This window comes from Azospirillum sp. B510 (assembly GCF_000010725.1).
In the GTDB taxonomy this organism is placed as follows: Bacteria; Pseudomonadota; Alphaproteobacteria; order Azospirillales; family Azospirillaceae; genus Azospirillum; species Azospirillum lipoferum_B.
Window position 1 is genome coordinate 1,254,944 of the sequence record NC_013855.1, and the last position, 22,557, is coordinate 1,277,500.

General features: G+C 66.7%; 18 protein-coding genes and 2 rRNA genes (1 of these 20 running past the window's edge). 13 read left to right on the forward strand and 7 right to left on the reverse strand.

What is annotated here, in order from left to right; translation table 11 throughout:
- Positions 1-44 precede the first annotated feature (44 nt).
- Positions 45-1,076: a quinone oxidoreductase family protein gene (locus tag AZL_RS20505; RefSeq protein WP_158306000.1), complete on the forward strand. Its 1,032-nt coding sequence runs from the start codon at positions 45-47 to the stop codon at positions 1,074-1,076.
- Between the two features lie 26 nt (positions 1,077-1,102).
- On the opposite strand, the gene AZL_RS20510 is transcribed toward AZL_RS20505, so the two are convergent.
- From AZL_RS20510 to AZL_RS20525, 4 genes are read right to left on the reverse strand one after another with little or no spacing between them, the layout of a single operon-like run.
- Positions 1,103-2,299: a YcaO-like family protein gene (locus AZL_RS20510; RefSeq protein WP_012976382.1), complete on the reverse strand. Its 1,197-nt coding sequence runs from the start codon at positions 2,297-2,299 to the stop codon at positions 1,103-1,105.
- Entirely contained in the window at positions 2,296-3,378 is a 1,083-nt protein-coding gene (locus tag AZL_RS35710; protein WP_052293718.1) for a TfuA-like protein, read from the reverse strand. The genes AZL_RS20510 and AZL_RS35710 overlap by 4 nt, the downstream gene beginning before the upstream one ends.
- Positions 3,375-4,517 (reverse strand): hypothetical protein, encoded by a 1,143-nt coding sequence (locus AZL_RS36375; RefSeq protein ID WP_012976384.1) that lies wholly within the window; start codon positions 4,515-4,517, stop codon positions 3,375-3,377. Before AZL_RS36375 ends, AZL_RS35710 begins: the two co-directional genes overlap by 4 nt.
- Complete coding sequence (locus tag AZL_RS20525) at positions 4,514-6,160, reverse strand: hypothetical protein (protein WP_148219511.1); 1,647 nt, start codon at positions 6,158-6,160, stop codon at positions 4,514-4,516. Before AZL_RS20525 ends, AZL_RS36375 begins: the two co-directional genes overlap by 4 nt.
- A 396-nt stretch (positions 6,161-6,556) precedes the next feature.
- Between AZL_RS20525 and AZL_RS20530 the strand changes: the two genes are divergently transcribed.
- Together AZL_RS20530 and AZL_RS20535 are read left to right on the forward strand one after the other, a co-directional pair.
- The gene (locus tag AZL_RS20530; protein ID WP_012976386.1) at positions 6,557-6,955 is read left to right on the forward strand and encodes an NHLP leader peptide family RiPP precursor; all 399 of its coding nucleotides are present in this window, start codon (positions 6,557-6,559) and stop codon (positions 6,953-6,955) included.
- Positions 6,956-7,150: 195 nt separating this feature from the next.
- Positions 7,151-7,540, forward strand: coding sequence for an NHLP leader peptide family RiPP precursor (locus AZL_RS20535; protein WP_012976387.1), 390 nt, complete (start codon positions 7,151-7,153; stop codon positions 7,538-7,540).
- Positions 7,541-7,774: 234 nt separating this feature from the next.
- Here the strand turns inward: AZL_RS20535 and AZL_RS20540 are convergent, their stop codons facing one another.
- A complete protein-coding gene (locus AZL_RS20540) occupies positions 7,775-9,115 on the reverse strand; it encodes an IS1380-like element ISAzs3 family transposase (RefSeq protein WP_012973088.1) in 1,341 nt (446 codons plus the stop codon).
- Positions 9,116-9,352: 237 nt separating this feature from the next.
- Between AZL_RS20540 and AZL_RS20545 the strand changes: the two genes are divergently transcribed.
- The 10 genes from AZL_RS20545 to AZL_RS20590 all read left to right on the forward strand — a co-directional run bounded on the left by AZL_RS20545 (position 9,353) and on the right by AZL_RS20590 (position 20,035).
- A complete protein-coding gene (locus AZL_RS20545) occupies positions 9,353-9,712 on the forward strand; it encodes an NHLP leader peptide family RiPP precursor (RefSeq protein ID WP_012976388.1) in 360 nt (119 codons plus the stop codon).
- A 125-nt stretch (positions 9,713-9,837) separates the two neighbouring features.
- Positions 9,838-10,221: an NHLP leader peptide family RiPP precursor gene (locus AZL_RS20550; protein WP_042444363.1), complete on the forward strand. Its 384-nt coding sequence runs from the start codon at positions 9,838-9,840 to the stop codon at positions 10,219-10,221.
- 172 nt (positions 10,222-10,393) lie between these two features.
- On the forward strand, positions 10,394-10,804 hold the full coding sequence (locus AZL_RS20555) for an NHLP leader peptide family RiPP precursor (protein ID WP_012976390.1): 411 nt from the start codon (positions 10,394-10,396) through the stop codon (positions 10,802-10,804).
- A gap of 64 nt (positions 10,805-10,868) precedes the next feature.
- Positions 10,869-11,246 carry an NHLP leader peptide family RiPP precursor gene (locus AZL_RS20560; RefSeq protein WP_012976391.1) on the forward strand — a complete coding sequence of 126 codons (378 nt, stop codon included), beginning with the start codon at positions 10,869-10,871 and terminating at the stop codon, positions 11,244-11,246.
- 175 nt (positions 11,247-11,421) lie between these two features.
- Entirely contained in the window at positions 11,422-11,820 is a 399-nt protein-coding gene (locus AZL_RS20565) for an NHLP leader peptide family RiPP precursor (protein WP_012976392.1), read from the forward strand.
- 255 nt (positions 11,821-12,075) lie between these two features.
- Complete coding sequence (locus AZL_RS20570) at positions 12,076-12,465, forward strand: NHLP leader peptide family RiPP precursor (protein WP_052293721.1); 390 nt, start codon at positions 12,076-12,078, stop codon at positions 12,463-12,465.
- 77 nt (positions 12,466-12,542) lie between these two features.
- Complete coding sequence (locus AZL_RS20575) at positions 12,543-13,484, forward strand: JmjC domain-containing protein (protein WP_148219512.1); 942 nt, start codon at positions 12,543-12,545, stop codon at positions 13,482-13,484.
- Entirely contained in the window at positions 13,481-14,761 is a 1,281-nt protein-coding gene (locus AZL_RS20580; RefSeq protein WP_012976395.1) for an NHLP bacteriocin system secretion protein, read from the forward strand. Before AZL_RS20575 ends, AZL_RS20580 begins: the two co-directional genes overlap by 4 nt.
- 7 nt (positions 14,762-14,768) lie before the next feature.
- Positions 14,769-17,009, forward strand: coding sequence for an NHLP family bacteriocin export ABC transporter peptidase/permease/ATPase subunit (locus AZL_RS20585; protein ID WP_012976396.1), 2,241 nt, complete (start codon positions 14,769-14,771; stop codon positions 17,007-17,009).
- Between the two features lie 11 nt (positions 17,010-17,020).
- Positions 17,021-20,035 carry an NHLP bacteriocin export ABC transporter permease/ATPase subunit gene (locus AZL_RS20590; protein ID WP_012976397.1) on the forward strand — a complete coding sequence of 1,005 codons (3,015 nt, stop codon included), beginning with the start codon at positions 17,021-17,023 and terminating at the stop codon, positions 20,033-20,035.
- A gap of 508 nt (positions 20,036-20,543) precedes the next feature.
- Here AZL_RS20590 and rrf read toward each other — a convergent pair.
- Together rrf and AZL_RS20600 are read right to left on the reverse strand one after the other, a co-directional pair.
- A 5S ribosomal RNA gene (gene rrf / locus AZL_RS20595) occupies positions 20,544-20,659 on the reverse strand.
- A 136-nt stretch (positions 20,660-20,795) separates the two neighbouring features.
- Positions 20,796-22,557 (reverse strand): 23S ribosomal RNA (locus AZL_RS20600) (it continues 983 nt past the right edge of the window).

The window sequence follows — 22,557 nt, forward strand, 5'->3', positions numbered from 1 at the left end:
CGGGGAACAGGAGCTTCGGCGCCGTCACCATCGAAGGGGTGACCGTGCGGTGCGGCATCCTGGAGCGGCCGGATCCGGTGTTTCTGCCCGACGCCGAACATCGGGGGCATGTCCTGGTGCGGGTCATCGCCTTCTCCTGCAACTATCGGGACAAGAGCCTGATCCTGCGGGCCGCCACGACGGATCGCCCGCGCGCCGTCTATGCCATCGGCTCGGAATTCTGCGGGGTGGTGGAGGCGGTGGGCGCCGACGTGACGGACCTCGCGCCCGGCGACCGGGTGATCGGCGACAACGCCTATCCGGAGTCCGGCGTGCCGGGCATCGCCGCCGGCGTGCCGTCCAACCACGGTTCGCGCGAGCGGCAGGTGCTGCACCGCTGCAAGGTCGCGCGCGTGCCCGACGCCATGACCGACGAGGCGGCGGCGGCCTTCAGCATCGGCGGGCAGACCACCTACAGCATGATCCGCAAGCTGGAGCTTCCCGCCGGCGCGCGGGTCCTGGTGACGGCGGCGAAGTCGAACACCTCGCTGTTCGCGTTGGCGGCGCTTGCCGGCCGCGGTTACGAGGTCTACGCCCAGAGCACCTCCGACCGCTTCGCCGCGGAGCTTGAAGGGTTGGGCATCCGGGCGCTGGTGGTCGCCGATCCCACCGTAGCGCCGCTGGTCGAGCATCCCGTCATCCGGCAGGTTGCGCAGGCCGGCGGCTTTCACGGGGTGATCGACCCGTACTTCGACCTCTATCTTCCGCACATGCCGTTGCTGATGGCGGCCGGCGGGCGCTACGTCACCTGCGGCCTCTACGATCAGTACATGGACGTCGTGGGCGGCGAGGCTCCGCGCAGCGCGGTGCCGGTCGGCCCTTGGCTGATGATGACGGTGATGATGAGGAACCTGTCCATCATCGGCAACTGCATCGGATCGACCGACGATCTGGAGCGCGCCCTGGCCGACCATGCGGCGGGGCGGCTGCCGGTGCGGATCGACCGGGTGCTGTCGGGGACCGATACCGCGGCCTTCCTGGAGCGCACCTATCTGGCGCGCGACCGGCTGGGCAAGGTGGTGTTCCGCTACGATTGATCGGAAATGTGACGGCATGGGGCGGCCTATCGGGCGTGGTGGTTGGCGAGGAAGCCGCCCAGATAGGCCAGCCCTGGAACGATCAGCTTGACGACCGGGACGCCCACCGCGGCGCGGGTCAGATCGACCCGCAGCACCCGGCCGAACCCGGCCCCGGCCAGCCCCGACAGCACGAGGTCGAGGTCGCGGCCCAGATCGCCGGAGGACCGATCCGGCAGCTCGTCCCACGCCAGCTCCCCCCGCCGGCCGGTGAAGAAGCGGGCAAGCCGCTCGTGCGCCGGCGTGAGGATGTAGGAGTCGGCCGACAAATCCTCGCGCGCGCCATGGATGTAGGTCAGCCGGCTCTGCGCCGCCTCCGTGATCGCGCGGACGGCGGCCACGGTGGGGCTGAGGTGGCAGCCATAGCCCATGTTGACCCGCGAGCACGCCTGATCCGCGAGCGGATCGAGGAACACCGCCCACATCGTCGTCGCCGGTCCCGTCGACGCGACCCGGATCAGCACCAGTTCGACGCCGGCGGCGGCCACCCTGCCAGCCAGTTCCGCCACCGGGCCGGGCGGCAGCCGGCGGAGATCCACCATGCACGCCCCGTCCACGCTCTTGCGCAGCCCGGCCCGGCTGAACCGGGTGACCGCGTCGCGTTCGATCAACTCGTACAGGGCGTGGAGCGTGGCCTCCACGATGTGGTTGCCGGACGCCAGTCCGTTGGTGGACACCATCGCGTGCAGCGGTTCGACCGGCACGGCGGAGCAGGCGGGAACCAGCACCGTGGCCCCGCTGTCCGCCGGCCCGAGAGAGCGGGCTTCCAGCCAGGGAAGCCGCAGATGGTCGTCGAGATGCAGGCCCGGCACGTAATTCGGCAGCGCCTGCGCCGGCAGGAACGCGGCGCGTTCGGCTGTCAGCTCCGCCATGGACGCCCGCCGCGGCGCGGCCGGCGGATCTTCGGCGTGCGCGTGCTCCAGCGCCTCCATGATGGCGGAAACACGGGCCGCGATCGGGGTCAGCCCTTTGCCGTTGGTCACCTGGACCAGCCGGGCCAGCGGCCTGACCGCGCAGAAGGTCGGGATGCCGATGCGGTCCAGCCCGGTGATGTCGGCGACCCGTGTGACGCCGATCGTTGGCAGATGTGGGATGACGCGGGCCAGGGTCTCCTCCGGCGAGACGAGGCGCTGGGCGCCCTCGGCGTGCCGGACCGTCAGGGCGGTCGAGGCTTGCGGGCTCATGGGCGCTCTCCGCGCAGAAGCTCGTCGAGCGCCGCGGCCTCGCACCAGCCGGCATAACCGAAATGGGCCGGTCCGGCGGCAACCAGCCAATCGGCGAGCGCGTCGCCCGCCAACCCCGACCGGCGGATGCCGGCGTCCGCGATCCATGCGCCGAGATCGGCGGCGCCCTCCGCCCTCGCGCGGTCCTCGAAGAACCGGCGGGACAGGCGTCGCCGCAGCTCCGGCAGCTCCGCGCCGGTCACGCCGTGCCGCCGCGCCACCGTCTCCAGCTCGAGCCCATCCGGCCGGTCGATCCCCAGCTCCGCCGCGAGACGCCGACGCGCCCAGGGAGAACACGGATCCGGAGCGCGCCGGATCTTTGGCGGGGGCGGGGCGAGAGAGGCGGCGGCGACCGTGCGCAACGCCTCTTCCGCGTCCAGGCGCTTTTGGTCGATGCGGCGGGCGGTGAGCCAGCGGGCCAGCCGGGGAGAGCCGACCGCCCGCGCCACCGCGTCCATGCTGCGCTCGGCGAAGGGAAGAGCGATGGCGTGGGCCAGTGCCGCGTCCGCCTCGGTCCGCGATGGCAGATCGTCCGGGTCCGCCGCGCCGGTCAGAGCCGCGCCGGTGAACGCCGCGGCAAGGGTCGCGCGCAGGTTCACCAACGGTTCCGACAGGGCGGGCCAGCCCAGTTCGGCCGGGCCATAGGTCAGCGCCACCTCGTCGTCCGCTTCGATCGCGCCGTCGCGGTACCATTCGAAGATGCGGCCATGGCCCACCATGCCGAGCGTATGGAGTTCCGCCGCGCGCAGCGCGCCCATGCTGGACGCGCCATGAACCGCGACGCCGTCGGCCATCGCATCCACGATTTCCCGCGGCCAGACGGAGGGAGACCCGTGGAACTCGCCGTCGATCAGCACCACCACCCGCGCGCCGTCGCGTGCGGCGCGGTGGATGTCGCCGCGCCGGGCCGGCGGGCGCCAGTCGGCGTCCAGGATGGCGGCCGCGTCGTCGCGCGGCAGGCTGGGGCCAAGGAACACCACGGGGCGAGCGGGTTTCGGGGCGGTCGCGGTCATCGGCGCGCTCATGGTCCGGTCGCTCATGGTCCGGTCGCTCCGGACAGCGCGCGCTTCAGCGCCCGGTCGTCGATCCAGCAGAACCGCGCCGCCAGATAGGCCTTGGCCGACAGCGGAGCGGGCGGGTCCAGAACGATCTTGATATGGTTGACCGTGCGCAGGAAGCCGCCGCTGTGGCCGGGGCCGGGACGGTCGGCGGCCGCCTTCAGGTCGGCGGGCCACGCGTCGCGACGCCATTTCTCGTGCGTCAGGCCGTACCACGCCGGCAGCGCCGCCCGCTTGGCCGGCACGCACAGCCCATCGGCCGCCAGCCGGTCGAGCAGAGCGGTCATCCGCACGCCCAGATCCGGCCCCGCATCCAGATAACATTCCAGGCCGAGCTTGGCGTGCAGGCCGGTCGATACGTCCATATCGACGGCGAAATGCTCCGCCAGCGGCGTCAGATCGTCCAGCAGGCCGCGCAGCCGGTTCCGGTCGCCCGGCCAGCCGGCGGCGTCCAGATAGGCGGGGATGGCCTCGGCCGGCAGGCCCGTCGCGCATAGCCGCAGCAGGGGGAGCGGGCGCGAAAGCATCATGCCGATCTGGAACAGCTCCGCCCCCTCGGGCAGGGCCTCCAGACAGGCCGCGAGACCCGCCCGGCGTCCGTCATCCATCGCCAGTCCGGTGAGGTCCTCCACCGCGCCGATCAGCCAGGCATGCTCGGGCGGCGCGGCGTCTCCACGGCCCAGCCGCTCCGCGCCGATGAAAAGGCTGGGCACCGCCGGCCGTTCGGGCGGGCGGTCCAGGTCGAACTCCACCCACATGTTGCGCACGCGGCTGTGCAGCGGATCGCCGGGATCGGCCCAACGCCGCACGAAGCGGGCAAGCCGGGTCCACACGGCGGCGGCGCCCCCCTCGCCGGCCAGCCCGCCGTTGGAGACCGCGTCGGACAGCGCGGTCAGCCAAGCCGTCCGGTACGGCTCCTCGCCCATGATGCAGGCGAGGAAATCGGCCGTCTCCTCCTCCCGCCCCAGGTTGCATTCAAACCCGAAGAATCGGCTGCATGCGGCGGGCAATTGCTCCGCGACCGTCCGGATGCGGGCACGGGCTTCGGCGCCGACCAAACCCGGCTCACGCAAGGCGAGAAGCGCGGCCTCGGCATGGGGGGCCAAGGTCGGGGCGTTCATCGCGGATTCTCCATGATCGTGCCGTTCGTGTAGGGAGCCAGCGCGAACCGCGCGACGTAATCGGCAAGTCCCCGCGTACGGTAGCGGGGGTGCGCCGCCGCCCGCTCCGCCGCGTCGGGGAGATCCGCCCGCATCGGATCGCAGGGTTGGGACAGGGCCATGGCGGCCAGCGCGGTTCCGATCAGGCCATGGCTGTCCTCGTACAGCGACAGCGCGTGCCACGAACCGCCGGCCCGGATCAGTCCGGGCGCCAGAATGCCCCGCCCGCCCAAATCGAGGGTCGAGTAGAAGGGCGTGCTCGCCGGCCATTGTCCGGCATCCCCCACCAGATCCAGCAGCCGGATCTGGGCGCAGCGCACCAGCCGCCCCCTGCGTCCGGCAGCCGCCAGGGTCAGGATGGCAAGCGCGGTTGACAAGGCGGGGTCGAACATGCCGAACCCGTGCCGGTCGTCCATCGAGGCGGCGACCTCGTCGGCGAGCCGGGTGCGGAGGGCCTCGGCCTCCTCTCCCGGCACATCGGCGAGCGCGAGCGCGGTGACCCAGTCGGTCAGGTAGGGGTTGGCGAAATAGAGGCTGCCCCGCGTCGCGAACCGCTCCGCGATCCAGGACAGCGGTGTGGTCTCCGCGAGACCGGCGCGGCGGCGCAGCGCGCGGACCAGCGCCGTCGTCCCGAAATCGGCCTGACACCAGTGGCGGGTCTCCGGGCTCCGGCGCATATGGCCGGGGCGATCGTCGTCACTGGACAGCTGGGGCAGGATGCCGCCCATCCCGTCGGTGAAGCGATCCACCGCGCCCACCGCCGCCGGGTCGTTCATGCCCATCAGGATCAGCGCGGAATCGGTGGCGGTGACCAGTCGTCCGGTGTGGAAGGCCCACAGCCCATCTTGGCGGCGCGCGTTCAGATGACGGCGCAGCAGCTCCGCGGCGGCGCGGGGCTCCGGCTCCGCTGCCGCGGCCAGCGCGCAGGCCGCGAAGCCGAGCGGAACGAGATCGCCATAGGGATGGGGCGCTTCGGCTGGCGGCGGCCGGCAGGTCATGGCGAGCGGCGAGCGGCGGGCGGTCGCGGCCATGCCGATCAGCGTCGCCAGCGCGGTGCGCCGTCCGGCCCCCACCCGCGCATGCCCGGCCGCGACCAGACCACGCTCCAGATCCGCGTCGATGTCGGCGTGCCGCAGGAAGAAGCGGTTGCAGGCGCCGGTTCGCGAAAACCCCGCCAGCAGACCGCTCAGCACATGGCGCGACAGCGTGTTGCCGAACCGGGCGACGACCTGCCCATCGCGCCGCTCCGCCCCAAGGAAGCGGACGCCGCAAGCGCCCAGCAGCTCGAAATGGCGGCCGGTGGGGATGGCGTCGAACAGGGCCGCGCCCACGACCTCGCCGCTTGCGTCGCCCGTCACCGCCAGGACGACCGGCCCGAACGGCGCGAGGCGACCCAAACCGACGCACACCGTTCCCTGGTGGTCGAGGTGGTCGAGACGCGGCCCATAGGCGTCGGCCAGCGTCGGCCCGTCGGGTTCCGCCAGCGCCGAGCCGTCGGCAGCGGTCAGCGCGCCTTCCTCCGACGGAGCGAGAATGGGGCCTGCCGGTGTCAGCGCCACATGGCTGAACCGAGCCGCCGACGGGGGCTCCGGCAGGAAGAACATTGCCTGTCCGATCGTCGGATCAGCAATTTTGTCAATTTCCGAAAGGTCGAACATCGCCGTCCATTCGGTATCGCCCGGCATTTTTCGCAAAATATCGGTTATGCGCATCGCCCCCGTTCCCTTGGACTGCTGCCTGCGTACCTGCACAGAATCTCAAAAACCCTGCACGGAATCTCAAACATAGTTTCAGGTATTGCCTGAAATTTTGAAACTAGTAGTCCTGTTATCCATGGTTAAACAGATTTATCATGATCGTTTCCGACAATAAACGAGAAAGTTGAGCGGGATATTTGCCTTGATGATTGTTGATTTCAATGGTACAGATCAAATCTGTCCTTGACCATAGGTATTTTTGTTTACAATATCCTTGGGATTCGCAGCGACAGGGGAACCCGCATGAGCAATGATTTGGCCGGCACGCCCATGACCCGCCGCGAACTGGAGGCGAAGATCGTCGCCCGCGCCTGGTCGGACGACACCTTCAAGGCGAAGTTCCTGGCCGACCCCAGAGCGATGTTCGAGGAGCATCTGGGCACCAGGTTTCCTGAGGCGCTGACGATGACCGCGCACGAGGAAACCCCCGACGCCCTCCACTTCGTCATCCCGGCCAAGCCGCAGATCGACTTGGACGAGCTGTCGGACGAGGATCTGGAGAAGGTGGCCGGCGGCGTGGATCTCGTGGTGACGGCTTGCGCCGTCTCCATCGTCGCTACTGCCGCCGGCATGCTAGCCACCCTCAGCGCGATGCAGATATCGATGTATCTCGACTTAAAATTAAATAAAAAGCCGTGGTAGGCGGGCGGATGCTCCTGCTCCCGGAGCGAGGCAGGTGGCTGTGAAAGCCATGGTTGAAAAAGGACTGGGGCGCCAAACTCCCCGAACCGCTTGTGGTCGTCGCGCAGGACGCCTCCTGCCAGCTTTTTTCATCGTTGCCGACGCAGGCAACGAACAGCCCGGTCGCCCTGTGCAAGACAATGGAGTGATCCGCCCATGACAACCGAAACGCAAACCGCCCCGATGAGCCGCCGCGAACTGGAGGCGAAGATCGTCGCCCGCGCGTGGTCCGACGAGGACTTCAAGGCGAAGTTCCTGGCCGATCCCAAGGCGATGTTCGAGGAGCATCTCGGCACCAAGCTTCCTGAGACGCTGGTGATGACCGCTCACGAGGAAACCGCCGACGCCCTCCACTTCGTCATCCCGGCCAAGCCGCAGATCGACCTGGACGAGCTGTCGGACGAGGATCTGGAGAAGGTGGCCGGCGGCGTGGATGTCTCGCTTACCGTATTTGTGGCAACCGTCGCGATAACCGCCGGACTGAGTGCCGGGGTGGCATCAATTGGATCGCTCCTCGGAGGCTTGGCCATTCCCAGAAAATGGTAGGCGGGTCGAAACCCATTCGCCCGGAACGCCGCGGGTGGCTGTGAATGCCATGCTAGAGAAGGGCTAGCCGCCTTTATTCACCAGGGTGGCGAGCGGTCTGGTCGCCGCGTTGAGATGATCAACGTTGGGCTGTATGGGCGCGCGTCGTCGGCCGCCGCGCTGACGGCGGCGTGACGGTGTCGGAGTTGGTGGTGGAGGGGATTGGGTGACGGCTGGGGCACGCTGCCCCGGTGCTCAGCAGATGAGCCGGGGCATGCGGCCGAGGGCGAGGTGGATGATCGCCTGATCAGGCGCGCTGGTCGGCAGGTGCACCTTGATCTGCGTCTTCATCTCCACGATACGCGCGGCGGTCTTCACCAAGCGCAGCCGCAAGGTGTCGAATTGCACCGTGCGCCAGCGGGAGCGTTTCGGCATCAGCGAGCGCAGGCTCCACAGCAGCCAGTACGCCCCGGCGTGCAGGAACAGGCGGAACTGGTTGGCCGTCGCCTTGGTGCAGGAGGTCCGGTCTGCGGCAAGGTGGGATTTCCAGGCTTTTATATGATTTTCCGCCTGTCCCCTCGCGCAATACAGGCCGGCATACAGCCAGCGACCCGTGCCGTGGCGTAGGTTGGTGACGATGAAGCGGCTGTCGGTGCCCTGGTCTCCTGCCTCGACGCGCGCGACGATGCGGCGGACCCGGCTCCAGGTGCTGGCCCCGTCATAGAATTCCTTGAAGCGGCGCACCTTGTCGGCTCCGGGCATGGCCTGGAAGCGCGCCGCGGTGCTGGCCTCCAGCGTGGTGACGTGACGGCGCAGTGTGCTGCTGGTCGGCAGACCGAGCACGTAGTCGAGCCCCTCCGCCTCGCACCAGTCCAGCACCTCCGGGCAGGCGTAATGGCCGTCGGCGCGCAGCAGGATCTCGGTCTTGGGCCAGTTTGCCCGAATGGCGCGGAGCAGGCGACGCAGGAAGGTCCGGATCTCCGTCCCCTTGGGCCGCTTGGCTGGGCGCAGCACAGCGGTGACAAAGCGGCCGTTGCCGTCGAAGACAACGATGGGCTGGAAGCCGTACTCGTCATAATGGGCGTTGAACAGGCGCAACTGCTGACCGCCATGCACCGTGTCGAAGGTGTCGTCTACATCCAGCACGATGCGCTTGGGCACCTGGCGAAAGGACGCGCAGTAGAGATCGACCATGGCTCGGCCCATGCGCAGCAGTGCGCGGGTATCCGGCAGGTTCTCCAGGCGCGAGATGGTGGCTTGCGAGCAAAGGTCACGCTCGGACGGCAGGCGTTCCAGGGCCATCTTGAACAGCGGGTCGGAGCGTAGGCTGCCGGCGTCGTTGCCGTCCTCGTAGCCCGCCGCGATGGCCAGCAGGCGAAAGCCGATGATGTCGGCCAGCGAATGCACGGTGCGCGTTGGATCGCGCGGGTCCTCAATACAGGCGGCCAGCCGATCGGCAATCCGCAGCCGCTTCGCCACCTCCCGCAGCACCAGCAGCCCGCCATCGGAGGACAGGCGGCCGCCATCAAAGCGCCCGATCACCGGCTTTCCAGCAACGGGTGACAGGCCGGGCAGCGGCAGGGTATGATCAACCATGGCGGGTGGGCGCTCCGGAAACGGCAGGAGTTGGCGTCAGCACCCAAATCCTACGGCCGCTCAACGGATGCCGCTACACCCGCCAACCCTCATGAATTTTCCCGGCTAGTACGCCAAGCTGCCCGAGCCCGCTTTTGATCGTCGCGCAGGACGCCTTCTGCCAGCTTTTCCCATCGCTGTCGACGCAGGTGCCGCACAACCCGGTCTCCCTGCTCAAGACAATGGACGGTACCGCTCATGACAGACCAAACCCAGTCCACATCCATGACCCGCCGCGAGTTGGAGGCGAAGATCGTCGCCCGCGCTTGGTCGGACGAGGACTTCAAGGCGAAGTTCCTGGCCGACCCCAAGGCGATGTTGGAGGAGCATTTGGGGACCAGGCTCCCCGAAACACTGGTGATAGCGGCGCATGAGGAAACCGCCGACGCCCTCCACTTCGTCATCCCGGCCAAGCCGTGGAGCGATCTGGACGAGCTGTCGGACGAGGATCTCGAGAAGGTGGCGGGCGGCGTGGATGTCGCGGAGTGGATGCTCCGGTTGAGATCCTCTCCGCCGTGCCCCTCTCTGCCTTCACCACCGCGTTTGCGACAACAGTAACGTGGGCTGTTTCCGCCAACTATGCCGCAGAGCGCCAACGCATCGCGCCCGCCGTCGTTCTTCGTCATCAACGCAGGCAAGGGTCGATTGACCAGCCCTGCCCAACGAAATGGATTGATCCGCCGATGACAACTCAAACGCCATCTTCCGCCCCGATGACCCGGCGCGACCTGGAGGCGAAGATCGTCGCCCGCGCCTGGTCGGACGACGAGTTCAAGGCGAAGTTCCTCGCCGACCCCAAGGCGATGTTCGAGGAGCATCTGGGCACCAAGCTCCCCGAAACGCTGGTGATGACGGCGCACGAGGAAACCGCCGACGCCATCCACTTCGTCATCCCGGCCAAGCCGCAAATCGATCTGGACGAGCTGTCGGACGAGGATCTGGAGAAGGTGGCCGGCGGCGTCGATGTCTCGGTTACGATCTTTACCGCCGTGATGGCCTCCGCCTTGTCGGCGGCGGCAACGGTGGCTGTTTCCGCCACCGCCACCGCGGGCTTGATAAAATGGTAGGCTGGTCAATGGTCAGGCTCCCCGGGGCAGCGGCGGCTGGAATCGGCTGCGGTCGCATTGCCCCTCTGAGGAGCGCGCGGCGACGGTCGTCACCCGCCGTTTCTTTCGTCGTCCTCAGTATGGAAAACGAGCAACCCGTTCACCCTGCTTAAGATAATGGACTGATCCGCCCATGACAGACCAAACGCAATCCGCCCCGATGACCCGTCGCGACCTTGAGGCGAAGATCGTCGCACGCGCCTGGTCGGACGACGACTTCAAGGCGAAGTTCCTGGCCGACCCCAAGGCGATGTTCGAGGAGCATCTGGGCACCAAGCTCCCCGAAACGCTGGTGATGACTGCGCACGAGGAAACTCCCGACACCATCCACTTCGTCATCCCGGCCAAGCCGCAGATCGACCTGGACGAGCTGTCGGACGAGGATCTGGAGAAGGTGGCAGGCGGCGTGGATGCCATTACGACGGCCGCCATCGGCACCGCCCTCTTTACACTAGTGACTGGGTTGGCGGCCAGCGCCGTTACGGCGGGAGTGTTCACGTATATCGGCGGCACAATGGCCGCCACCCACAAAGGGAGTTGGTAGGCCGGTCGATGCCGGCAACGGACAATCCAGTCGGCATACTTAACACAAAGGACTTCGAGCGCCGATGACAAATGAAACGCAGCCCACCCCGATGAGCCGCCGCGAGTTGGAGGCGAAGATCGTCGCCCGCGCCTGGTCGGACGACGACTTCAAGGCGAAGTTCCTGGCCGATCCCAAGGCGATGTTCGAGGAGCATCTGGGCACCAAACTGCCTGAGACGCTGGTGATGACCGCGCACGAGGAAACTCCCGACACCATCCACTTCGTCATCCCGGCCAAGCCGCGGATCGACCTCGACGAGCTGTCGGACGAGGATCTGGAGAAGGTGGCCGGTGGCGTGGATTTCGTGACGTCGATCATCGCCACCGCGATCATCACCGCCAGTGCGTCGGCGTTGGTGACGGCGCCCGCCGCTGCCATTCTCGGAACGAGGAAATGGTAGGCTGGCCGATCCCATAATCTCCGGGCGCCTTGGCCGTTTGTGGAATCGATCACGGCCGCGTCGCCCGTCCGACAAGAGCGCGGCAACGATCGTCGGCCGCCGTTTCTCCCCTCTTCACCGAAGCCGGCAACGACACCGTCTGTCTTGCGGCTCAACGCAATGGACCCATCCGCCGATGACAGACCAAACGCAGTCCGCCCCGATGACCCGCCGCGACCTTGAGGCGAAGATCGTCGCCCGCGCCTGGTCGGACGACGACTTCAAGGCGAAGTTCCTGGCCGACCCCAAGGCGATGTTCGAGGAGCATCTGGGCACCAAACTACCCGCCTCGCTGGTGATGACGGCGCACGAGGAAACCGCCGACACGATCCACTTCGTCATCCCGGCCAAGCCGCGGATCGACCTGGACGAGCTGTCGGACGAGGATCTGGAGAAGGTGGCCGGCGGCGTGGACATCGTGACGACGATCACCGTCACCGCGATCATCTCGGCCGGTGTGGGCGGTGCCGCCTTCTCGGCGGTGGCGACCGTTCTCGCCGCCGGTGGAATCAGGGGGGTGTGTGCAAAATGGTAGCTGGGCCGATGTCCATGCCCTTGGGGCGGGGCGGGTGGTTGTGACAACCTGTTCGGCGAGTGTTCGGGTGCCAAGCGCCAAAACCGCTTTCGGCATCCTCGCAAAATGCTCGCCACCCCTCCTGCAACGAGAGGCATGGCCGGCTTCGACATCCAAGCGGGGCACGGTCGCATCGTGCCAGCCTTCTGCCTTATTCACCGATGCCGGCAACGACACTGTCCGTCGTCCCGCTCGACGCAATGGACTTATACGCCCATGACGAACGACACGCAGACCGCCCCGATGACCCGCCGCGAATTGGAGGCAAAGATCGTCGCCCGCGCCTGGTCCGACGACGCCTTCAAGGCGAAGTTCCTGGCCGACCCCAAGGCGATGTTCGAGGAGCATCTCGGCACCAAGCTGCCTGAGACGCTGGAGATCACCGCGCATGAGGAGACCGCCGAGGCCCTTCACTTCGTCATCCCGGCCAAGCCGCGGATCGACCTGGACGAGCTGTCGGAGGAGGATCTGGAGAAGGTGGCGGGCGGCGTGGATGCCTTAGCGACCGCGCTCGTCACGATCACCATCAGCATCGCCTCTATGGTGGGCACCGCCGCTTCGGCGGGAGGTGTCACGTATCTGACCGCGAAGGGAGCCAAATGGTAGGCGGGCGAGCGGCGGGGCCGGGTGACGTCGCTCTTGCCATCGCTTTCAGTATGCAGGTTTGACAGAGGTGCGTGACGGTGTGCGAAGACTTTCCCGACTCATTGCGTCCGGTGTCGCTCGACACGTTCTTCGCGGACTATTGGGGGCGCCGCAGCCTTCATGTCGCTGGCGATCCGGGGCGGTTTTCCACCCTGCTGGACTCCGCGACGCTGGCCGAACTGCAACCGCGCTGCGGGTCGATCAAGGCCGGGTTCCTGGATGAGCGCGGCTGGTACTGCGATGTGGCCATCCAACCGGAGCAGGTCAAGCGGCTGTGGGAAGCCGGAATGACAATCTGCACCGGCGTCCTTCCGACCGAGGGTCCCCGCGCGCGGTTCATAAACTCCTGCCGCTCCGTGATGGGCCTTGCCGGTCATGTGTATTTCAACGCCTACCGTTCGCCGCCGGGGAAGGGCTTCGCGCTGCATGTGGACGATCATCCCGTCGTCGTGCTTCATCTCGAAGGCGAGAAACGCTGGTGGCTGTCGCGCGACATCGGCGTGCCCGACCCGCCGCGGGGATTCAACTTCCCGCCCGGACTGAAGCGTCTGACAACCCCCTGGGGGGTCTACGAACGGCCGGACGAAGGTACGTTCCAGGAAATCACCCTGCGGCCGGGCGATCTGCTCTATGTGCCGGCGGGCATGTGGCATCGCACGCAGGCGGTGACGGCAAGCCTGTCGCTGACCATGGCGATGGTCGCCACGGCGCCGATGGATTTGGTCCGTCCCCGGTTGGAGACGGCGCTGGTCCAGCAACCGGCCCTGCGGCGCCGGCTGGCCGGACTGGACCGCCGAACACTGAACCCTGACGCCATTCCCGAGGCGCTGGCCGGCGATCTGGAGGACGCGGCGGCGGCGATCCGCGCCCTGGCGAACCGGATGGACGCGGCGACGCTGTACCGGCTCTGGCTGGAGGCCGCGACCAGCGAGCCCGCCGACGACGCCATGCGTCAATCCAAGGGGGGAGCAGGCGCATGAGCGTCCTGACCGGCGGGGCCGACAAGGAGAAATCGCCCTTTCGCAAGGTGGCGCTGGACCGTCTCGGCTCGCCCGAGCAGCTTGACCGCCTGGTCAGCATCACCCAGCCCTCCTCCTGGGTGGCGCTGCTCGCGGTCGTTCTGCTGCTCGCCGCGGCGGTCGTCTGGTCGATCGTCGGCAGCATCCCGACCTACGTGAACGGTCCCGGCCTGCTGATCAATTCGGGCGGCCGCATCTATTCCACCCTGTCGCCGGGATCCGGCCGGCTCGGCGCGCTGAACGCCCGGATCGGCGACATGGTTCAGGAGGGGCAGGTGATCGCCCGCATCGTCCATGACGATCTGGAGCAGCAGCACCGCAACGCCGAGGACACGGTGGCCGAACGCCGCCATGAAGTGGACCGGCAGATCGCCTTCGCCGCGACGGAGGTTGAGCAGAAGACCGCCGCCCTTGGACGCCGCCGGAAGGCGCTGGCGACCATCCGCGAGGCGGCGCGCCAACGCGAACAGGCGCTCGGCCGCAAGCTCGCCGACGAGGAGGCGTTGCTGACGGAGCGGGTGGTGACGCGGCAATCCGTGCTTCAGACCCGGCAGGCGTGGAATCAGGCCAGCCAGGAGGTGGCCGAGATCGCCAACCAGATCGCCCAACTCGACAACGAGGAGCTTGACCTGCGCTTCCGCGCCGACCAGCGCGTGCGCGACGCGGAGAACGCGCTGGGCGAGGCCGAACGCCGCCTCGCCCAGATCGGCGAGACCCGCCGCATGCAGACCGACATCCGGGCTCCCGCCTCCGGCCGGGTGAACGAGATCCAGGCCAACGCCGGCGCGCTGGTCCAGCATGGCGAGAACATCCTGTCGATCGAGACCCAGGGCAACGGGTTGCAGCTTCTGATGTTCGCCGACCAGAACCAGGGCGACCGGCTGAAGCCGGGCATGGAGGTTCGGATCTCCCCCGCCAACACGCAGCGGGAGGAGGACGGGACGCTGCTCGGCGTCGTGTCCTTCGTGTCCGACTTCCCGATGACGCCGGAGGGCATGCGGGCCATCCTGTCCAATGCGGAGTTGGTGCGCTCCTTCAGCCGGAGCGGCCCGCCCTTCCTGGTCCGTGTCGATCTCGCCACCGATCCGGGCACCGCCAGCGGATACCGCTGGTCGTCCAGCCGGGGCAACCGGATCGCGCTGACCAGCGGCACCATGGCCACCGCCGACGTCACCGTGCGGCGACAGGCGCCCATCACGCTGGCGATCCCGATGCTGCGCCAGTTGACCGGGTTGTGACGACGCCATGACCGACGCCGCCAAGGAAGGCCAGACCGGACCCGATCCGATCCGCGACGCCGGCGCGCGCTGCCGCGGCCGGCGCCGCCGCGTCCCCACCATCCTTCAAATGGAGGCGACCGAATGCGGTGCTGCCAGCCTGTCCATGCTGCTGGCCCATCATGGGCGGCGGGTTCCGCTGGAGGTGCTGCGCGTCGCCTGCGGCGTGTCGCGCGACGGCTCCAAGGCCTCCAACATCCTGCGGGCGGCGCGGGCCTACGGCCTGGAATGCAAGGGGTTCAAGCGCGAGACCAAGCAACTGGTCGAGCTGCCCACGCCGATGATCGTGTTCTGGAACTTCAACCATTTCCTGGTGGTCGAGGGAATCGACCGTAAACGCAACCGGGTCTGGTTGAACGATCCCGCCTCCGGGCCGCGCCGGATCTCGGTGGAGGAGTTCGACCGCGGCTTCACCGGGGTGTGTCTGGCGTTCGTGAAGGGGCCGGACTTCACCCCCGGCGGCACGAAGCCCGCGCTGACCGGCAACCTGCTGCGCCGGCTGGGCGGGGCGGAGGCGGCGCTGAGCTTCCTGGTGGTCAGCACGCTGGCGCTGGTCGTTCCGGGACTGGTGGTCCCCGCCTTTTCCAAAGTCTTCATCGATTCGGTGCTGACCCAGAGCCTGAAGGGCTGGCTGGCCCCGCTGGCGATCGGCATGGCGCTGACCGCCGCCGCCCGCGCGATCCTGACCTACCTGCAGCAGATGCAATTGGCGCGGCTGGAGGTCAAGCTGTCGCTGTCCTCGTCGTCGAACTTCCTTTGGCATGTGCTGCGCCTGCCCATCGAGTTCTTCAGCCAGCGCCATCCCGGCGACATCGGCAACCGCGTGGCGGCCAACGACCGCGTCGCCCAGCTTCTGTCCGGGCAACTCGCCACCAACCTCGTCGGCATGGTCAGCATCGTGTTCTACGCGATCGTCATGGCGTCCTTCGACGTGGCGCTGACGGTCGTGGGCGTCGCGCTGGCCCTGCTGAACCTGATCGTGCTGCGCGCGGTCAGCCGTGCGCGCGAGGATGGCAGCCAGAAGCTGCTGAAGCATCAGGGACAGCTCGCCGCCGCCTCGGTGGGCGGCATCGTCATGGTGGAGACGCTGAAATCGTCCGGGACCGAGAACGATTTCTTCGCGCGCTGGGCGGGGATGCAGGCCAACTATCTGAATTCCCAGCAGCAGCTGTCCAAATGGTCGACGCTGCTCAACGCCGTCCCTCCCCTTTTGGAGAGCCTGAGCACCGCGGTGATCCTGGGGTTGGGCGGGTTCCGGGTCATGGACGGGGCGATGACCATCGGCGGCATCGTTGCGTTCCAGAGCCTGCTGGCCAGCTTCAATCAGCCGATCGCCGGTCTGGTGTCGCTGGGCGGCAGCCTTCAGACTATCAAGGGCGATCTGTCCCGGCTGGACGACGTTCTCCAGTATCGGACGGCGGAGCGGCTGAAGGACACCGGCGCGGCGCTCGGGGCAATGCCGGGCGGGGCGATGCCGGTGCAGGCGAAGCTGAGCGGGCGGATCGAGATCCGCGACGTGGTCTTCGGCTACAACCGGATGGAGCCGCCGCTGGTGAACGGCGTCAGCCTGACCATCGAGCCGGGGCAGCGCGTCGCGCTCGTCGGCGGATCGGGCAGCGGCAAATCGACCCTGGCGAAGCTGGTGACCGGGCTTTACCAGCCATGGTCCGGGCAAATCCTGTTCGATGACCTCGCCCTGGACGAGATCGCGCACCAGCGGTTCGCCCAGTCGGTCGCTTCGGTCGATCAGGAGATTTTCCTGTTCGGGGGCAGCGTGACCGAGAATGTGGCGATGTGGGATCCAACGATCCGCGAAAGCGATGTCGCCGCCGCCCTGCGCGACGCGGAGATGCTGGACATCATCGACGCCCGGCCCGGCCGCTTCTCAGCGATGATCGAAGAGGGCGGCGCCAACTTCAGCGGCGGCCAGCGCCAGCGGCTGGAAATCGCCCGGGCGCTGGCGGGTGACCCGTCGATTCTGGTGCTGGACGAGGCGACGAGCGCGCTGGACGGGCTGGTGGAGAAGCGGATCGACGACAACGTCCGCCGGCGCGGGTGCACCTGTCTGATCGTGGCTCATCGTCTCAGCACCGTGCGGGACTGCGACGAGATCATCGTTCTGGAAGGCGGCCAGATCGTCCAGCGCGGCACGCACGAGGAAATGATGGATGTGGACGGTCCTTATCGGCGTCTGATCCAGGCTGAATGAGGGCGGCGACGATGTTCGAAACGGAACCGGCCCTCGCCGATTTTTCCGGTCCCGACGCGGAGCTTCTGTCGAAGATCGACGGGGTTCGGCGCAAGGTGGGATCCAACAATCCGTTCCTGATGGACGATCCGGACCGGGTCTGGCTGGTGCTCAACGGGCATGTCGATCTCTATGCCGTGCGCGTGGTGGACGGCCGCGTCGCCGGCGCCGGGCACCATCTGGCGCGTGTCCAACATGGCGAGGTGATGTTCGGCATGGCGCCGGTCTCCTACGAGCCGGCCCCAGAGCCGACTCAAAACTCCGAAGCCGCCGCGCCCGGCGATCGTCTGGTGATCCGCGCCATCGCCTGCATGGGCAGCGAGCTGTTCGAGGCGTGGCGGAGCGATCTGGAGCGCGACCACTTCGACATCGTCATCGTCGACTGGATCGACCGCTGGGTGGCGCATCTGGCGGGCATTCTGGCCGGGGGGCACGGCTGCCGCGCCGACGTTCTGCTGGAGGCCGAACCCAACCAGATGTTCCGCCCCGGCAAGCGGCTGTCGGCCCAGCGCGGGGACGTGATCTGGGTGACGGCGTCGGAAGGCATCCTGCGCTATCTTGGCCGGCCCGAATTGCCCGTGGTGGCCGGCGCCTCGCCGGTCCCCGTCACCGACCGCACTTGGCTCACCATCGCGCGCAAGACGCGCATCACCGTCCGCTACACGCCGACCCTGCTGTTCCAAGGCGATCTGTGGCCCGGCCTGGACGCCTTTCACAGGTTGTTCATGCCGGCCCTGCGGACCGATGTGCTGGCCCGCAAGGCGCAGGCGCAGGACCGCGCGCTTCGCCGTCTGGAGGCGATCGACGCCGCCTTCCGCGGCGGGCTCATGCAGATCGCCCAGGTTCTGTCGCCCGCGCTGGCGCGCGGCTCCATCGCCGCGGACGCCACCGACCCGCTGTTCGCCGCCTGCCGTCTGGTGGGCGATGCGGCCGGAGTGCGTCTGAAGCCGCTGCGCGACGCCGGCTCGTCGGTGACCATCGACGAGCGGGTGCGCCTGATCGCCCGGGAGTCCCGGATCAACCAGCGGCGGGTCCGGCTGGAGAACGGATGGTATCGCCGCGACGGCGGCCCCATGCTGGCCTTCGTGACGATGGGGCCGGACGAAGCACGGCCGGCGGCGCTGCTGCCGCTCTCCGCCTCGTCCTATGAGCTGGTGGATGTGCTGGAAGGCACGCGACGGCCGGTGGACGACGCGGTCGCGGCGACCCTCACCGGCGACGCCCACGTGTTCTACCGCCCCTTTCCCGATCGTCCGCTCGCCGTGCGCGAGGTGCTCCGGTTCGGGGCGCGCGGTCTCGTTCCGGACTTCCGGCTGCTGCTTGCGATGGGCTTGCTGTCCGGGCTTCTGGCGTTGGTGGTGCCGATGGTCACCGGGGTTCTGTTCTCCGACGTGATCCCAAAGTCGGACATCGACTCCCACCTTGCGATCGTCGGCGCGCTGGTGATGGCGGCGCTGGGACAGGCGGCGTTCGAGACGGTGCGCGGCTTCGCCACGTTGCGGGTCCAGGGGCGCATGGACGCCTCGATTCAGGCGGCGGTGTGGGACCGGCTGCTGCGCCTTCCCACCAGGTTTTTCCGCGCCTATTCGACCGGCGACCTGGCTGATCGCGCCAACGGCGTCAACGCCATCCGCGAAATCCTGACCAGTTCGATCACCAGCACCGCGCTGGACGCGGTTTTCTCGCTGTTCTCCTTCGCTTTGCTGTTCTGGTACAGCTGGCGGCTGGCGCTGGTCGCGGTGGGGCTGGCGCTCGTGGCGGTGCTCGCCACGGCGCTGCTGACCTGGGCGCAGATGCCCCACCAGCGCGCCATGATGGAGCGGATGGGCCGGATCGAGGGCCTGGTGATTCAGATGGTGTGCGCCATCGGCAAGCTGCGCAACTCCGCCAGCGAGCCGCGCCTCTTCGCGCTGTGGGCGCGGGAGATGGCCGAGCAGAAGGCGATTGCTCTGGGGATGCGTCGGCTGGGCGCGATCCAGCAGGTGGTGACCGGGTGCTTCCCCGTCCTGGCCTCCATGGCGATCTTCCTTTCGGTGATGACGCTGCTCCAGCGGCCGGACGATGCCGTTCCCGGCGCTCCCTTGATGGATGTCGGCTCCTTTCTCGCTTTCAACTCCGCCTTCGGCCAGTTCGTCGCAGCACTCATGTCCATGACGGGCGCTCTGGGGACGACGATTGCCATCGTGCCGCTTTACGAGCGGGTGTCGCCCATCCTGAAATCGGTTCCCGAAACCCGCGAGGACGCCGACGATCCGGGCGAGCTGACCGGCGACATCGCGTTCCGCAACGTCACCTTCCGGTACGGCGCGCAGCAGGCCCCCGTGCTGAAGGAGTTGTCGTGGAGCGTCGAGCCAGGCGAATATGTCGCCTTCGTCGGCCCGTCGGGCGCCGGCAAATCCACCATCGTCCGCCTGCTTCTGGGGTTCGAGCGACCGGACAGCGGCGGAATCTATCTGGATGGAAAAGACCTGTTCGGCATTGATCTGTCGGCCGTGCGCCGCCAGATCGGCGTGGTCATGCAGAATGGGCGGCTCATGCAGGGCAGCCTGTTCGACAACATCGTGGGCTCCGCGCCGCTGAGCCTCGACGACGCCTGGGAAGCGGCGCGCGCCGCGGGCATGGAGCAGGACATCCGGTCGATGCCCATGGGCATGCAGACCGTGCTGTCCGAAGGGGCATCCACCCTGTCGGGCGGTCAGCGCCAGCGCCTGATGATCGCCCGCGCCCTGGTCCGGAAGCCCCGAATCCTCCTGCTGGACGAGGCCACCAGCGCGCTGGACAACCACACGCAGTCCATCGTCAATCACAGCCTGGATCGGCTGAACATGACGCGCATCGTCATCGCGCACCGCCTGAGCACGATCCAGAACATGCACCGGATCTTCGTGCTGGACGGCGGCGGCATCGTGGAACAAGGGTCCTTCGCCGACCTCATGGCGCAGGACGGCTTCTTCGCCGAACTGGCCCGCCGCCAGCTCGTCCGCTGAGGTTGAGCCGCGCTACTGGGCCGGTGAGGCTCTGTTTCAAAGTTTGCCGGCCGGCGGCGAAATGGCTGGAGGTTGGATGGAGCCAAGCCGTGTCGGACTTTAAGGGACGCCACTTCGAGGGCCCGGCCCCAGCCCGATCCTTCATGAGCGAATTTCCACCACGCCTCTGGACGTTACCCCGCCGCTCCCGGCCCGTCAAAACCTCGATACGCTGGTAAGACATGACGTTTGCAACTCGTTTGCGTCCGCGCAATGACGCGCAACGCAAAAATCAGACGCCAGACCCTACTTTGCCAAGGCGGCACTCACCGGAGGCGTACGTTACGTCGTGACCCACTCGAAGCTCTAGCAAGCTCACCGCATGCATACACAGGCAACGCCTACCGGCGCGTTTCTGATCTGCCAACAGCGAAAGGCCCCGTCTCATATTGAGCGCGGGGCCTTTCGATTTTGAGTGTGAAGATGCAAGCGGCTTGTTTTTGGAAAGATTGTCTCTTGTGCCTGAGCGACCTGGCGGCGACCTACTCTCCCACGTCTTAAGACGCAGTACCATTGGCGCGGAGGCTTTTCACGGCCGAGTTCGGGATGGGATCGGGTGTTTGACACCTCGCCATGACCACCAGGTCACCGAGGCACAAGACCGACGCTCCTTCCAACAAGGCATATGCTTGAACGTGCAAGTGATTGAGAGGATGTATCGAACCGGCTTTTTTTGCGTCAAGCAGACTTGCTGCTGCGCATGGCGCGGTTGTGTGGGGTTGGGATCAAGCCGATCGAGCGATTAGTAAGGCTTAGCTTCAGGCGTCGCCGCCCTTCCACATGCCTCCTATCGACGTGATGGTCTGTCACGGCTCTCAAGGGAGCTCTGGTTTAGAGGTGGGTTTCCCGCTTAGATGCTTTCAGCGGTTATCCCGTCCATACTTAGCTACCCGGCCATGCCACTGGCGTGACAACCGGTGCACCAGAGGTATGTCCATCCCGGTCCTCTCGTACTAGGGACAGATCCTCGCAAAACTCCGACACCCACGGCAGATAGGGACCGAACTGTCTCACGACGTTCTAAACCCAGCTCACGTACCACTTTAATCGGCGAACAGCCGAACCCTTGGGACCTGCTCCAGCCCCAGGATGTGATGAGCCGACATCGAGGTGCCAAACGACTCCGTCGATATGGACTCTTGGGAGTCATCAGCCTGTTATCCCCGGCGTACCTTTTATCCGTTGAGCGATGGCCCGTCCACGTGGAGCCACCGGATCACTATGGCCGACTTTCGTCTCTGCTCGACTTGTCAGTCTTGCAGTCAGGCGGGCTTATGCCATTGCACTCGACGAGCGATTTCCGACCGCTCTGAGCCCACCATCGCGCGCCTCCGTTACACTTTGGGAGGCGACCGCCCCAGTCAAACTACCCGCCATGCAGGGTCCCGGACCCGGATCACGGGCCACGGTTAGATGCCAGAGACTTCAAGGGTGGTATTTCAAGGTTGGCTCCACCCGGGCTGGCGCCCAGGCTTCCAAGCCTCCCACCTATCCTACACATGAAGTCCCTAGCACCACTGCAAAGCTGTAGTAAAGGTGCACGGGGTCTTTCCGTCTGACCGCGGGAACTCCGCATCTTCACGGAGAGTTCAATTTCGCTGAGTTGGTGTTGGAGACAGCGGGGAAGTCGTTACGCCATTCGTGCAGGTCGGAACTTACCCGACAAGGAATTTCGCTACCTTAGGACCGTTATAGTTACGGCCGCCGTTTACCGGGGCTTCAATTCAAGGCTTGCACCTCTCCTCTTAACCTTCCGGCACCGGGCAGGCGTCAGACCCTATACGTCGCCTTGTGTGGCTTCGCAGAGCCCTGTGTTTTTAGTAAACAGTCGCTACCCCCTGGTCTGTGCCCCCCGCCTTGGCTTGCGCCAAAACGGGGCCCTCTTCTTCCGAAGTTACGAGGGCAATTTGCCGAGTTCCTTCAACACCATTCTCTCAAGCGCCTGGGTATACTCTACCAGTCCACCTGTGTCGGTTTGGGGTACGGTCTGTATGGCGGGGCTGTTTCCTGGAACAGGTCCACAGCACGATCAATCCGATAAGATCGTACACGCTTTCCCATCCGTCACCTCCGCCAGGCCCACGAATATTAACGTGGTTCCCATCGACTACGCCTTTCGGCCTCGCCTTAGGGGCCGGCTCACCCTGCGTGGATTAACCTTGCGCAGGAACCCTTGGACTTTCGGCGACAGTGTTTCTCACACTGTTTGTCGCTACTCATGTCAGCATTCTCACTTCCGATACCTCCAGGCGGCCTCACGGACACCCTTCGCAGGCTTACGGAACGCTCCGCTACCACGTGATCAAAGATCACATCCGCAGCTTCGGTACACGGCTTGAGCCCCGATACATTTTCGGCGCAGGCCGGCTTAACTAGACCAGTGAGCTATTACGCTTTCTTTAAAGGATGGCTGCTTCTAAGCCAACCTCCTGGTTGTCATGGCCTTCCCACATCCTTTCCCACTTAGCCGTGATTTGGGGACC

Excerpts from the sequence above, each read along its gene's own strand:
- AZL_RS20510 (WP_012976382.1), bottom strand. The coding sequence starts at position 2,299 with ATGAGCCCGCAAGCCTCGACCGCCCTGACGGTCCGGCACGCCGAGGGC.
- AZL_RS35710 (WP_052293718.1), bottom strand. The coding sequence starts at position 3,378 with ATGAGCGACCGGACCATGAGCGCGCCGATGACCGCGACCGCCCCGAAA.
- AZL_RS36375 (WP_012976384.1), bottom strand. The coding sequence starts at position 4,517 with ATGAACGCCCCGACCTTGGCCCCCCATGCCGAGGCCGCGCTTCTCGCC.
- AZL_RS20525 (WP_148219511.1), bottom strand. The coding sequence starts at position 6,160 with ATGTTCTTCCTGCCGGAGCCCCCGTCGGCGGCTCGGTTCAGCCATGTG.
- AZL_RS20530 (WP_012976386.1), top strand. The coding sequence starts at position 6,557 with ATGAGCAATGATTTGGCCGGCACGCCCATGACCCGCCGCGAACTGGAG.
- AZL_RS20535 (WP_012976387.1), top strand. The coding sequence starts at position 7,151 with ATGACAACCGAAACGCAAACCGCCCCGATGAGCCGCCGCGAACTGGAG.
- AZL_RS20540 (WP_012973088.1), bottom strand. The coding sequence starts at position 9,115 with ATGGTTGATCATACCCTGCCGCTGCCCGGCCTGTCACCCGTTGCTGGA.
- AZL_RS20545 (WP_012976388.1), top strand. The coding sequence starts at position 9,353 with ATGACAGACCAAACCCAGTCCACATCCATGACCCGCCGCGAGTTGGAG.
- AZL_RS20550 (WP_042444363.1), top strand. The coding sequence starts at position 9,838 with ATGACAACTCAAACGCCATCTTCCGCCCCGATGACCCGGCGCGACCTG.
- AZL_RS20555 (WP_012976390.1), top strand. The coding sequence starts at position 10,394 with ATGACAGACCAAACGCAATCCGCCCCGATGACCCGTCGCGACCTTGAG.
- AZL_RS20560 (WP_012976391.1), top strand. The coding sequence starts at position 10,869 with ATGACAAATGAAACGCAGCCCACCCCGATGAGCCGCCGCGAGTTGGAG.
- AZL_RS20565 (WP_012976392.1), top strand. The coding sequence starts at position 11,422 with ATGACAGACCAAACGCAGTCCGCCCCGATGACCCGCCGCGACCTTGAG.
- AZL_RS20570 (WP_052293721.1), top strand. The coding sequence starts at position 12,076 with ATGACGAACGACACGCAGACCGCCCCGATGACCCGCCGCGAATTGGAG.
- AZL_RS20580 (WP_012976395.1), top strand. The coding sequence starts at position 13,481 with ATGAGCGTCCTGACCGGCGGGGCCGACAAGGAGAAATCGCCCTTTCGC.
- AZL_RS20585 (WP_012976396.1), top strand. The coding sequence starts at position 14,769 with ATGACCGACGCCGCCAAGGAAGGCCAGACCGGACCCGATCCGATCCGC.
- AZL_RS20590 (WP_012976397.1), top strand. The coding sequence starts at position 17,021 with ATGTTCGAAACGGAACCGGCCCTCGCCGATTTTTCCGGTCCCGACGCG.